Below are 13,360 nucleotides of genomic sequence, written 5' to 3'. Positions count from 1 at the left end.
TTCACTGCATTTTGAAGGGGATTTTTATTATTCATGGGCTCTTTAGTCTTGAATCATTTGACGCAATACGGTTTGCAGAATGCCGCCGTTATGGTAGTAGTCGATATCGACGGTGCTGTCCAGACGGGCAGTGACCGGGAACTCGAATTTCGTGCCATCCTCGCGTTTGGCTACAACGGTAAGCTCTTGACCCGGCTTTACGTCATTGTCGATGCCGAGAATGTCAAACGTTTCACGACCGTTCAGACCCAGGTTGGACCAGCCGTAGCCTTCATGGAATTGCAGTGGAAGCACGCCCATGCCGACCAGGTTACTGCGGTGAATCCGCTCAAAGCTTTCGGCAATGACGGCTTTGACGCCCAGCAGAAGCGTACCTTTGGCCGCCCAGTCACGGGAGCTGCCTGTGCCGTATTCCTTGCCGGCAATAACGATCAGGTTTTGATCGGCTGCCTGATATTTCATAGATGCATCGTAGATGGACATTTCCTCATCTGTCGGCAAGTATTTGGTCACGCCACCCTCGGTGCCAGGAGCCACGTTGTTGCGAATACGGATGTTAGCGAATGTACCGCGCATCATGACCTCGTGATTACCGCGACGGGAGCCGTAGGAGTTGAAGTCTTTGCGCTCCACGCCATGCTCCTTCAAGTACAGTCCTGCCGGACTGGAAGGGGCGATGTTGCCTGCTGGTGAGATATGATCCGTCGTGACCGAATCGCTCAGCAAGGCAAGTACACGGGAATTACGAATTTCCTTGATATCCTGCACACCATCTTGAAGTTTTTCAAAGAATGGCGGATTTTGAATATAGGTTGATTTTTCATCCCATTCATACAATTCGCCTTCAGGAACCGGAATGGAGTTCCATTTTTCGTTGGCAGTAAATACATTCTCATATTTACGACGGAACATATCCGGGCTGAGAGACAGGCTGATTGCTTCCTTGATTTCCTCGGAAGTTGGCCAGATATCTTTCAGATAGACAGGCTGATTGTCCTGATCATAACCGAGCGGATCATTCACCAAATCAATGTTCACCGTACCTGCCAGCGCATAAGCAACAACCAGTGGCGGTGAGCCAAGATAGTTGGCTTTGACCTGCGCATGCACGCGGCCCTCAAAGTTCCGGTTGCCGGAAATGACCGCACCAACCGTCAGATCATGGTCTGTGATGGCCTGACTCACTTCGTCAGGAAGCGGACCAGAGTTACCGATGCAGGTCGCGCAGCCGTAGCCAGCCACATGGAAGCCGAGTGCTTCCAGCGGCCCGATCAGCCCTGCTTTTTGCAGGTATTCCGTCACGACAAGGGAGCCTGGCGTCAAGCTGGTTTTCACATAGCCCGGCTTTTTAAGCCCGCGTTCTACTGCCTTTTTAGCAAGCAAGCCCGCGCCCAGCATAACGCTTGGGTTGGAGGTGTTCGTGCAGCTTGTGATAGCTGCAATCACGACTGCGCCAGTACCCAGCTCGCTGGTGGAGCCGTCAGGATGGGTCAGCGGGATCTTCTGCGCGATCTTTTCATCACTCAGTCCATAGCCGCCTTTGTCCACCGGAGTACGGATAATGCCTTCGAAGGTTTCCTTCATGCGGCTAAGCTCGACACGGTCCTGCGGACGTTTGGGTCCAGCGAGACTCGGTACAACCGAAGCCAGATCCAGCTCAATCGTATCGCTGAACACAGGGTCCGGCGTGTCGGATGTGCGGAACATGCCTTGCACTTTGTAATATTCCTCTACGAGGCTGACTTGCTCATCGGAACGTCCGGTGCTGCGCAGGTAAGCCAGCGTTTCGGCATCAACCGGGAAAAAGCCGATCGTTGCACCGTATTCCGGTGCCATGTTGGCAACGGTCGCACGGTCAGCCAAGCTGATATTAGCCAGGCCTGGGCCGTAAAATTCGACGAATTTGCCGACCACGCCTTTTTTACGCAGCATTTGAGTGACTGTCAGCGCCAGATCCGTAGCGGTAGCTCCTTCCGACAGGCTGCCTGTCAGCTTGAAGCCGATCACATCGGGAGTGACAAAATACAGTGGCTGCCCGAGCATCCCCGCCTCTGCCTCAATCCCGCCGACGCCCCAGCCTACGACACCGAGGCCGTTAATCATCGTCGTATGGGAATCCGTTCCCACGAGGGAATCCGGGAAGACGACGGTTTCGCCGTCAATGGTTTTGGTGGCGGCCACGGATGCGAGATACTCCAGATTGACCTGATGGACGATACCGGTGGACGGTGGCACTGCACGGAAGTTGTTGAACGCCGTTTGCGCCCAGCGCAGAAAACGGTACCTTTCCTCGTTACGCTCAAATTCTACATTAATATTATAATCCAGCGCTTCACTGGTACCGAAAGCATCGACCATAACCGAGTGATCGATAACGAGATCGACGGGTACGAGCGGGTTGATTTGTTTCGGGTCGCCGCCCGCTTTTTTCACAGTATCGCGCATGGCTGCCAAATCGACAACCACCGGGACGCCGGTAAAATCCTGAAGCACGATGCGTGCAGGGATGAACGGAATTTCTTTGTTGGTGTCACGATGTTCAGCCCAGCCTGTAAGCTGCTGCACATGCTCCTCTGTAATCGCGCGTCCATCAAATTGGCGCACAGCGGCTTCCAGCAACACTTTAATGGAGAAAGGCAGCTTGGCGATCCCGCTTTTTCCTTGTTCCTCCAGTGCCTTGAGACTGTAATAACGGTAAGGCTTGCCGTCAACTTCCAGACTGCGAGCAATGGAGAATTGATCTTTTCCTGACATAAGTATTACCTCCTTGAAGTGGATGTTTGAGGGAAAATAGGGATGTCGTTTTTTCGACGTCTTGCACAGTTGGTTTAATTTGGTTGCGCTCTCATGAAAGCAACATAGCTGATTTGAAGAATAACCGATTAACCTATGGTAACCGTTATTTTCATAATAGAGGAGAAGATGTTTTTAACTCGTTTCATTAGATGAAACCTAATTTCAAAATAATGCTTATGCATTAAGTATACCGTTTTCAATTGATTCCGTAAAGTTTTTTTGGCCTAATGTATACGTCGAAGCCTGGAAAATAAAACGTTTCTCTTACTCGTGTTTCGGTGTTCATACCAAGCTTTAGAGATTCATACTTATAGTATAGAGAGCCATATCAGGCTATAGAGGGAAGTAAGAAAGTTATTCAGTATCCCGGCTATTCCCAAAACAGGGATGGCGAGACGGAAATGGAGGGACAGGGATGGGGGAGCGGGAATGGAAGCAGGCCCTTTTTGCTTATGTGAACCAATATAATCGGAGTGAGGTAAACGGCGCTCCGCAGCCGGATGAATATCTGGAGGTAGGTCAGCGGATGGAGCGTGCGGCCCGTACGGCCAGACTGGAACAGTGGTATAACGAGCGGAACGCCGTTCCATTACGTAGCGAAACACGCGCCAAGCCGCTGCGAATTGTGCAGGATACGTCGGAAGAGGCTGTGGTGGATGTACAGCTGCATGTCCGGCTCTTTTATGAAAAAGGCGGAATGACCCACCGGGAGGATCGTATTGAACGGGAACGTCTGACGTTCACGCGCGAGGGTGAAGCCTGGCAGGTGGCAAGAATCGAGCGTGATCCGGCAGAAAGAAAGCCTGCGGGGGGAGAGGTTCCTTTTGAGCAGGCTTCGTTTAATCAGGGAGGAAATTTGCCGCTGCTGAATCGCGGTGTACTGGGCTTTGGCTCATCAGCACGCCCCAGCCGATATCGCCGGGAAGAAGCGGCAGCCTATGCGGATCAGTGGTGGGATAGCTTCAACCCGGAGTTTGAAGGTTTTGATGTGGATTGCACCAATTATATCTCGCAATGCCTCTTTGCAGGGGGCGCACCGATCCACTATACTGGTAAAAGAGAATCAGGCTGGTGGTACAAAGGACGGGTCGCCGGACGTGAGCTGTGGAGCTACAGTTGGGCGGTTTCCAACAGTCTGGAGCGGTATTTGGGCTCCAGCTCGTGGGGGTTGACCGCCGAACAGGTGAGCCGTCCGGAGCAGCTTATGCTGGGGGACGTCATTTTTTATGATTGGGATGGTGACGGCATCTTTCAGCACAGCACGGTGGTAACGGCCTTTGATGCGGGCGGGATGCCGCTTGTCAATGCGCATACGGTAAGCTCCAGACATCGTTATTGGGACTACAAAAATTCGTATGCGTGGACGGACAACACGGTGTATCGCTTTTATCATATCGCCGACTATTTTTAAATGAAATGTTTATAACAGGTACAGTGACGCAAATCAGGCACAATGACGAAAGCAGGAAAGCGGAGGATAAGCATGGCAAAACAAAAATTGACCGTAGGGCTGGTGTACGGCGGCAAATCGGGCGAACATGAGGTTTCGCTGCAAACGGCGTATGCGGTACTGAACGCTTTTGATTTTGAGAAATATGAGATTATTCCTTTTTATATTACGAAGGCTGGCGATTGGCGCAGAGGGTCGCAGCTTGACGCACCTTTGGCTTCTGTAGAGCAATTGAAGCTGGAGCGGGCAGAGGGCGGTACGAAGGCGGCATTAGATACGTTGTTCGGCAAGCTGTACGGAGAGCAGACGCTGGATGTACTGTTCCCGCTACTGCACGGTACCTTTGGTGAAGACGGAACGATTCAGGGCTTGTTCGAAATGGCGGATATGCCTTATGTCGGTGCAGGCGTGCTGGCTTCTGCCGCAGGAATGGACAAAGGCGTTATGAAGAAGCTGTTTGAGCATGCAGGATTGCCGCAAGTGAAATACTGTTATTTTAACAGTACACAGTGGTCACAAACCAGTCATGATCTGGTGCGCAACATGGAAACTGAGTTAGGGTACCCGTGCTTTGTCAAACCGGCGAATCTGGGATCAAGTGTCGGCATTTCCAAAGCTAATAACCGGGAAGAGCTGGAAAAGGCAGTCGAGCTGGCTCTGCAATTTGATCTGAAGGTCATTGTGGAGGAGTATGTCGATGCCCGCGAGGTCGAGGTTAGCGTACTCGGCAACGACGAGCCGATTGCTTCCGTACCGGGCGAAATTGTATCGTCCGGCGACTATTACGATTATGCTGCCAAATACACGGACGGCCAATCGAAAATGCTCATTCCGGCACCGTTGGACGAGGAAGTGGCGGATCGTATCCGTAAAGCCGCATTGCAAGCATTCCGCGCTCTGGAGGGTTGCGGGATTTCCCGTGCCGATTTCTTCGTCAGACGTTCGGACGGACATATTTTTATTAATGAAGTAAACACGATGCCGGGCTTTACGCCGTTCAGTATGTATCCATTGCTGTGGAGAGAAACGGGCGTATCCTATCAAAGCTTGCTGGACCGCATGATTGCGCTCGCACTGGAGCGTTATGAACGCAGGTCTGCGCTGCACTATGAGAACTCATAAAACGAACCGAGGGGAGCTGATCACTCCCCTTTTTGTTCATATATACGGTTTACAATTAGGATTTGCAAAAGTCCTTAATCACGAAAGGTGGCGGCTAAACATGGGCTTTCAAACCGAATTTAACTCGGTGTGCAAATTCAAGAGCGAACAGGAATTGTACGAACTGCTGGAATACGGACGCGGCAAAATGGTTAAATCCGGCCTGCGTGTGTTCCCGACAGGCCAGAAGGTCATCGCTTACAGCGTGGACAACGTGGCAGTAGCCATCGTGCAGATTGTTGGCTGTATTGCCGAAATCAATTTTCAGGGCGACGAAGTGACCGAGGTGGAAATGAACCTCATTCGCAAGCTGAATGAAGAGGAAGCAAGAATTCAGACCGCATTGGCGGATGAAATGTTTTTCGGAGTGCAATAGACAGGTGAAGGACAGATTAATGCCGAATCAGAGGGGGATTTTCCGGGTATGATCAGTAGAATAAAGATTGAGGTCACAGAACGAAAGCGGTCTTGCCATCTACTGCGATCTGCTGAAAGGAAGGACACCTATGATAGTAAGGTTCGGCTATGTAGCCATGTCGGTCACCGTACAAAATGCATCGCCCTCTAAAACGATGACGATGGCCAGCTTTAACAAAATTGGAGATCGAGAGGCCGCGATCCGCAAGCTGGAACGAATTGCAGCCGAAAACCTGCATAATACACTGCGGTTGCTGCGTCATAATCGGGCGAGCGATATCAAGGTTTACCGTTTTTCATCCAAGCTGATTCCACTGGCGACTCATCAGGATTTGAGTGACTGGAACCCCTTTCAGGCGCTTGCCGCTGATTTTGCAGAGGTCGGGAATTATGTTAAAAAGAACGGGATGAGAGTATCGTTTCACCCGGATCATTTTACAGTGCTGAGCACTCCCCGCCCGGAAGTACTGCAAAGCTCCATTAACGATCTCCAGCATCATAAAGCGATGCTGGAGGCGATGGGACTCGGTGCGGATGCCAAGAACAACATTCATATCGGCGGCGCGTATGGAGACAAGATAACGTCGAGTCAGCGTTTTGTAGAGCAGGTGAATGCGCTGGAGCTTTCGTTAAGAGAACGAATGACGCTGGAAAATGATGATAAAACGTTTAATGCGGTGGAAACGCTGGAAGCGTGCAAGCGGACGGGGCTGCCGATGGTTCTCGACATTCATCATCAATGGGTAAATAACGAGGGCGAGAAGCCGTGGGAGCTGTGGCCTGGCATTTTGGATACATGGAAAGGGGAATTGGCTCAAGCGGGCTCTTCTCCCGATCATCCACTGCCACCCAAAATCCATGCGTCCAGTCCCAAAAGTGAAAAAGACCCCCGCAGTCATGCGGACGGTGTTCAGGTGGAGCCGCTGCTTACTTTTTTGCGTAACATTGCCGGATATACCGATCAGATTGATGTCATGCTTGAAGCCAAACGTAAGGATGAAGCGTTGATGGGACTGATGAAGGAACTGAGCGTACGAGAAGGTGACGGGGTGAAGGCGCTGGATGGGGCTTCAGTAGAAATTACGCCTTAAAAAATAGTGCACCGCGGATAAACCTCACATATATAGAAACTTTATGAAGCCTATTGTGTATACTAGAATGTGTGTACCATTAATAGAGATGGTTAAGAGACTGTGCCGTAATGCAGCTTCGTAAACCACGTAACAATGATATAGAAAGTAGAGTGAACACGTTGAACGAACATGAAAACGAAAAGGTTCCCTATATCGTATCAGGAAAAAGCTATACGGCCGTGGCGATTAACGCAGCATCCAAAGCTGGGGAATGGATCAAAAGCAGACTGGGTACCGTTGAGCAGTTAAGCACCAAGCAATCCTCTACGGACCTTGTGACCGAAGTGGATAAAGGCGCGGAGCAGATGATCCGCAGACTGATTCTTACCCATTTTCCCGACCATGTCATTCTCGGCGAAGAGGGCGTAGAGCCGGGTGCCGAGGCTTCGGCCCGTGCATTGGAGGCTGCTCGTGAAGAGGAATATTTGTGGATTATTGATCCGATAGACGGCACAACCAATTTTGTACACAGCCTGCCATACTACAGTGTATCTATCGCCTTGGCTCACCGTGGAGAGGTGATTGTCGGTGTCATTTATGATCCGTCCCGCAACGAAATGTTTGTGGCTGAAAAAGGTAAGGGTGCGTATGTGCATGGCAATCTGATGAGGGCATCCAGAGAAGAAACACTGGGAGACAGTCTGGTGTGCATCGGCTTCCCACCGGACCGCACTTTTGCACAGCCGCTGAATATGAAGATTATACAGGCACTTACACCTCAGGTGAGAGGCATCCGGGCACTTGGCTCGGCAGCACTGCATTTAGCCTATGTGGCTTCAGGACGGCTTACAGCTTACTGTGAAATCGGTCTGAACGCTTGGGATGTGGCAGCGGGCGCTCTGCTGGTGCAGGAATCGGGCGGAACGATCACAGATACGCTCGGCAGACCTTATGACCTGAGTGTGCGACATATTGCAGCGACCAATACGGCTATTCATTCTCAACTCATTCAAGTGCTGAAAGAAGCAGACGCAACCGGGTTATAATAAAACGCAGATCATTCTGATGGAGGGAATCGTGATGAGCCAATCCGAAGAATTGGAGCGCGAGCTCAGTGAAATGCTGATGGAAGGCGAAATTCGTGAGAATGAGGCCAAAAAACGCGAACGGCTCACTCCTAAATATGAGGTGCGGATTCAAACCCATATCGACCCTATTGTGGAGGAGACGCGTAAATACCGCAGCATGGCACGGGAACTGGACGACCGATATGATGAATATATGAGCAAGGCGGATCCATCGGAACCAACCAACAAACGCTGAGCGAACACAAATACCTCTTGCCGCATGACCAAGGCTTGGGGTATTTTGTATGATGTACAGCTTTATCAGGCAATCTCCATTTCAGGCTGAACCGGACAGGACGAGCAAAGGAGGCGACATCCACTGATTCATCTATTTTAAAATCGCTCTCAAAAATGCCGAAATCCATCATAAAATGGTGCTGCTGGTTGATGATGAGCGTATGATTTTGGAAGGAATTAGCTTGATAATCCGTCTCAAGAATAAACTCCAAGAGCATTTCATACCCCAATTATATATACGGAAATTGCGCTCTCGTTCTACTTTTACTAAAGATATTTTTATTAATGTCTATGTCATGTCATTTGCTTATTCCTTAAAAAATTCAATGGTTCTATTCCATGAATCCATCTGTATATGTGCATTTCCTTCTAATGTACCACCAGTAGCAAAAACAAGTCTTGGTGCTAACCTCATACTGGCTGTTACACCTACTGGTATGATATAGGGTAAAGGAAACGGGTGCCCTGCATTTTCATAAGCCAAAAGATTATAGTTATACTTGTAATTATATTTTGCTAAAGTATCCATTATTTCAACACAGCCATCATAGGTGTTCCAAATGTTGTCTTTCTCACCTGCAATTAATAATATATCGGCTTTTGCATGTTCTACTTTAATTCGTGCAGTTTCCTTGTTCTTTGCAGTATTCACACTAGTTTTATACATATAGGCGTATCCAAATGGCTTATTTTTCATGAAAGAATCTAACATGTTTGTAAATAAAATGCGGTTCTTTAAGCGTATAAACGGCATAGACTTTCCTTCATATGACCACGACGAAACATTTTTGTAGTTAAGTCCCTGAAAGCAATATGCGTGTGGGGCAACCGCTACTACCTTTTTGATGATTGAATACCTTGATGCAAGTAACAGTGCCAGTTCGCCGCCTTTAGAGGTGCCATGAACATATATATCATTTCCATTTGTTATTGGATTTTTTTTAAGCCATTGAAATACTTTTTCAAAATATTCAAGTGGAATTTCCGCAAGCTGTTTAGGTAATCCTTTATCATTAAAATATGCTAGAGATAAAACATTAAACCCATGAGAAGCCAATAGAGCTGAAATGAACGAAAGAGCGTCTTTATTCCCATCTGCTCCACCTAATGTCACAATTGTTACATTGTTAGTGTTTTCACTATAAAACAATTCTCCAACAAATTCATCTGTGATTTTGAGGTTTTTAACTTCTGGATTTTTAAATAAACGTTCTAATTTTGCGCATACCCTGTCTTTTTCACATTCAGCTACAATGTCAATGAATAGACTATTATTTATAGATATATTTTTGACAATATCTTTGAGTTTTCCAACAACCATTTTCATAGATACAATTAGCCCCATGCTATCTATGAAGTCATAGGTTCCAGAATCGGCTTTTTGTTTTGACAAATCTACATTACCACGTGAATCAGCTGTAAACCAAGCGAAAGATTCAAACTTTACGGTTTTTGCCCATGGTAAACTCATAGAAGCACTTATTTTGACTTTCCCAAATGGTGGCAACTCAGATATGGATATGCTAATCCTTTTATCGCAAAGCGCTACTAATGGTTCTATCTGCAATTTCATAGGGTAATCCCCCCCTTGTTAATATGATTAGAAAAATTTTTTCTAATCGTTTACTTTATCAATGTTATTCGTTTTTTCTCTTTCATTTCTAGACTTGTTCCTTAATCGTTCAAATTCCTTTAATGCTCTCACATTTAATTCATTTTTATCTTCATCCATGCCCATCTTAGCTTCTTCCTCAAAACCATCTTGCTCTGCACCATCAAAACGATACAGTTTCTTTAATAAACTCCACAATACTTCCAATTCTTCTATAGAGAAATCTTTAAAGATATCTGTCATAAAATGCAGGCTTTTTTCACCACATTCCATTAACACCTGCTTTGCTGACTCAGTAAATTTAACATTAATAGCACGCTTGTCCTTTTGACTTGGTAAAGTGATAATATATCCTTTATTTTCTATGATTGTTATCAGTTGTTTCACGCTTTGTTTAGTGGTGCCTAACTTTCTCGCAATATTGTTTAGTGTCGTTTCATCTTCGGGTAAATGAGCAATTGCTATCATTGTCATATACTGCCTTGATGTTAATTTATCAAAGTATTTATCACCTTGCACTTGAAGCTTATTGGCAAGAGAGAACATTGTTGCATAAGTTTGTAGCATTAGAAATATCTCTCTGTAACTGTCCATATATATCCTCCATTCATTTTAGACAATATATTGTCTAAAATGATAATAACACCACATTTCACATTCGTCAATATACTGTTTAATTAATTGGCCTATTCAACCCTGAGTGAATCATTTTTAAGCGAAATAGATGAACTAAAAAAGATATCCACGAGCCGGAATAAACGACAGCTCGGGGATATCTTTTTGTATATTCATCATTCTGGAGAAGTGTTAACGTCAAAATAGCCGATCCCAATCGCATCCCGTACCTCGCGCATGGTTTTCTTCTTCCGCCTACTTTTTTCCATCATCGCCATACAATTTTGTATATTTAACCATTCCACAAGTAAAATGTACATCCCTTTTCAGTTCACTTTTAGTGGTTTTGCAGCAGATGCTTTTCGCGGCTCGAAGTTTCTCCGACCTCCAAAATTGGTGCCCAACACCCCGACAATAATAATAACGGCCCCGACAATATGATAGTACGCGAGCTGCTCCTTCAAAATGTAAGCACCCGCAATCATGGAAATGAGAGTGGACAAATTACCGATCACACTCATTTTGGACGCCTCAATTCGCTTCAACGCATAGCTCGATAGCAGCGAGGTTATAAGCGTTGACAGAATGCCCAGATAGGCCAGCGCCAGCCAGTAGTCAGGCTTCACCAGTGGGGCGGTATAGGCGCTCAAGGAACCATTTATCGTATGATATCCCAGGGCCACCAAGTTAAAAACGACACATCCCAGGATGGAGGTAACGTAGGTTAGCTCCAGCGGATTGTATTTTTGCGTTAATGGGCGAGCCAGTACATTATAGCCGGAGAGGCATATCGCAGATAGCACGAGCAGAAGAATACCCCCGAAGCTGTTCGAAGCCAGCGACGCTCCACTTTTCATCACGAATATAAAAATAACGCCCGCTACAGAGAGCAGCAAGGAAAGCTTTTGGACAACCGTTGTACGCTCTTTAATAAAATAGGATGCCAGCAGCAGCGTGAAGATAGGAACGGTAGCCTGAATGATGCCGCCTTCCGATGAAGAAGTGCTCATCAGCCCGAAGGCTTGCAGTGGAAAATATACTAAAGGCGAGAGTAGCGCCAGCGGTAAAATACGCAGGATATCACGCCGCGTGATGTTAATCTTGATCCAGCCCAACAGTACTGGAACCGTCAAAGCGATAAAAGACAAAGCAAAGCGGTGGGCGATTACATCCAGCGGGCTGGCCTCTGTAACCGTCAGCTTCACAAACAAAAATGAAAAACCGAGTATAGCGGCATAGCTGAGAGCAGCCAGATAGGCGGCTCCCGTTTTGGAACGACTGTGCATGATAAACCTCCGTAATGGCTCAGGCATTTGTTTTCATTAGCCTATCCTGAATGATTTTCAACATGTTGCTCCTCCCAATATACCCGGATGGCGTCACTTGATACAATCCATAAAACGTACAACTGTACGGGTACAGTTTGAAAAAAAAAGCCGGAAGGCAGTCTCAAAGGTGGGATATCCCAGTCCTTAAAGCTGCTTCCGGCTCTTATCCTATCAACATTCCATCATTTACTGATCTGCTTGCTTGCCCTGTGCCATTGCACGGAAAGAATCGTTCGCCGCTTCCAGCGTAGCATCTACGTCTTCATCCGTGTGCGCCGTTGTGAGGAACCATGCTTCGTACTTCGATGGGGCCAGATGAATACCGCGATCCAGCATATGGCGGAAGAAGGAAGCGAACGCTTCGCCGTCCGTATCCTGCGCTTCATCGTAGTTCGTGATTGGATGATCGCAGAAATGGGTGGAGAATGCTCCACGGATGCGGTTAATTGTCAACGGCACGCCATGGCGCTCGGCTGAGGAAGCGATACCGTCCGTCAGTCTCACAGCCAGACGTTCCATCTCTTCATACACGCCTTCGCCTTGAAGCACTTCAAGGCATGCAATGCCTGACGAGATGGAAGCCGGGTTACCCGCCATGGTGCCTGCCTGATAAGCCGGGCCGAGCGGAGCAACCTGCTCCATCACATGCTTGCTGCCGCCGTAGGCGCCGATCGGCAGACCGCCGCCCATGATTTTACCTAGTGCGGTCAAATCCGGCTGAATCGCATCATGATTGTCCAGGCCTGTATACGTTTGGGTGGAGCCGTAGTGGAAGCGGAACGCGGTGATGACCTCGTCATAAATGACGAGTGAACCGTTCGCCCGTGCCATCGAGCATAGCCCTTCCAGAAAACCGGGCTGCGGCATCACCATGCCGAAATTACCGACAATCGGCTCAACCATGACCGCTGCCACATCGTCACTCCAACGCTCCAAGGCTTGGCGCAGCGCGTCCAGATCATTGAAAGGCACAGTAATAACCTCACTTGCAATGTTGGTCGTAATTCCTGCGCTGTCCGGTATGCCCAGCGTGGAAGGGCCGGAGCCTGCGGCTACGAGCACCAGATCCGAGTGACCGTGATAGCAGCCTGCAAATTTGATGATCTTATTTCGCTTCGTATAGGCCCGTGCAACACGGATCGTCGTCATGACTGCTTCTGTGCCGGAATTTACAAACCGGACCTTGTCCATGGATGGAATGGCTTCCTTGACCATCTTGGCGAGCTTGATCTCCAATACCGTTGAGGTTCCGTACAATACCCCGTTCGCCGCCGCCTCACTAATGGCCTTGGTAATATGAGGGTGGGCATGTCCGGTAATAATAGGGCCGTAAGCCGCTAAATAATCAATGTACCGATTATCATCCACGTCCCAGAAATGAGCGCCTTTGGCGCGTTTCATAAATACCGGAGCGCCGCCGCCCACAGCCTTGAAAGAGCGTGAAGGACTGTTTACGCCCCCGACAATATGTTCCAGTGCTTCTTTATATAATGCTTCGGAGGTTTCCCGTTTCATCATCCAGAACTTCCTTTCCGTTCATCAAA

Annotated in this window: 12 protein-coding genes; 6 read left to right on the top strand and 6 right to left on the bottom strand. The window is 48.0% G+C overall.

The window, feature by feature from the left end:
* Positions 1–42: 42 nt before the first annotated feature.
* Positions 43–2,754 carry an aconitate hydratase AcnA gene (acnA, locus tag ACWGOO_RS13235; protein ID WP_452484070.1) on the bottom strand — a complete coding sequence of 904 codons (2,712 nt, stop codon included), beginning with the start codon at positions 2,752–2,754 and terminating at the stop codon, positions 43–45.
* 457 nt (positions 2,755–3,211) lie between these two features.
* Here acnA and ACWGOO_RS13230 point away from each other — a divergent pair, with 457 nt between their 5' ends.
* The 6 genes from ACWGOO_RS13230 to ACWGOO_RS13205 all read left to right on the top strand — a co-directional run bounded on the left by ACWGOO_RS13230 (position 3,212) and on the right by ACWGOO_RS13205 (position 8,220).
* A complete protein-coding gene (locus ACWGOO_RS13230) occupies positions 3,212–4,207 on the top strand; it encodes an amidase domain-containing protein (RefSeq protein WP_452484068.1) in 996 nt (331 codons plus the stop codon).
* Between the two features lie 72 nt (positions 4,208–4,279).
* The gene (locus ACWGOO_RS13225) at positions 4,280–5,368 is read left to right on the top strand and encodes a D-alanine--D-alanine ligase (RefSeq protein WP_452484066.1); all 1,089 of its coding nucleotides are present in this window, start codon (positions 4,280–4,282) and stop codon (positions 5,366–5,368) included.
* 100 nt (positions 5,369–5,468) lie between these two features.
* Positions 5,469–5,783 (top strand): hypothetical protein, encoded by a 315-nt coding sequence (locus tag ACWGOO_RS13220; RefSeq protein ID WP_354454903.1) that lies wholly within the window; start codon positions 5,469–5,471, stop codon positions 5,781–5,783.
* A gap of 130 nt (positions 5,784–5,913) precedes the next feature.
* Positions 5,914–6,915 carry a UV DNA damage repair endonuclease UvsE gene (gene uvsE / locus ACWGOO_RS13215; protein WP_452484064.1) on the top strand — a complete coding sequence of 334 codons (1,002 nt, stop codon included), beginning with the start codon at positions 5,914–5,916 and terminating at the stop codon, positions 6,913–6,915.
* Between the two features lie 161 nt (positions 6,916–7,076).
* Positions 7,077–7,943, top strand: a complete 867-nt coding sequence (locus tag ACWGOO_RS13210) for an inositol monophosphatase family protein (RefSeq protein WP_452484062.1) — start codon at positions 7,077–7,079, stop codon at positions 7,941–7,943.
* A 34-nt stretch (positions 7,944–7,977) separates the two neighbouring features.
* Positions 7,978–8,220, top strand: coding sequence for a hypothetical protein (locus ACWGOO_RS13205; protein WP_452484060.1), 243 nt, complete (start codon positions 7,978–7,980; stop codon positions 8,218–8,220).
* A 348-nt stretch (positions 8,221–8,568) separates the two neighbouring features.
* Here ACWGOO_RS13205 and ACWGOO_RS13200 read toward each other — a convergent pair whose 3' ends face one another.
* The 5 genes from ACWGOO_RS13200 to ACWGOO_RS13180 form a co-directional block, all read right to left on the bottom strand.
* A complete protein-coding gene (locus ACWGOO_RS13200) occupies positions 8,569–9,834 on the bottom strand; it encodes an acyl-CoA thioesterase/bile acid-CoA:amino acid N-acyltransferase family protein (RefSeq protein WP_452484058.1) in 1,266 nt (421 codons plus the stop codon).
* Between the two features lie 42 nt (positions 9,835–9,876).
* Positions 9,877–10,467, bottom strand: coding sequence for a MarR family winged helix-turn-helix transcriptional regulator (locus tag ACWGOO_RS13195; RefSeq protein WP_452484056.1), 591 nt, complete (start codon positions 10,465–10,467; stop codon positions 9,877–9,879).
* Positions 10,468–10,664: 197 nt separating this feature from the next.
* Positions 10,665–10,793, bottom strand: a complete 129-nt coding sequence (locus tag ACWGOO_RS13190) for a hypothetical protein (protein WP_452484054.1) — start codon at positions 10,791–10,793, stop codon at positions 10,665–10,667.
* Positions 10,794–10,814: 21 nt separating this feature from the next.
* Positions 10,815–11,774, bottom strand: a complete 960-nt coding sequence (locus tag ACWGOO_RS13185; protein ID WP_452484052.1) for a DMT family transporter — start codon at positions 11,772–11,774, stop codon at positions 10,815–10,817.
* A gap of 228 nt (positions 11,775–12,002) precedes the next feature.
* Positions 12,003–13,331, bottom strand: coding sequence for a glutamate-1-semialdehyde 2,1-aminomutase (locus tag ACWGOO_RS13180; protein WP_452484484.1), 1,329 nt, complete (start codon positions 13,329–13,331; stop codon positions 12,003–12,005).
* Positions 13,332–13,360: the final 29 nt, after the last annotated feature.

The sequence above is a fragment of the Paenibacillus sp. NPDC055715 genome (genome assembly GCF_053617595.1).
This window is presented reverse-complemented; position numbering and strand designations above follow the sequence as displayed.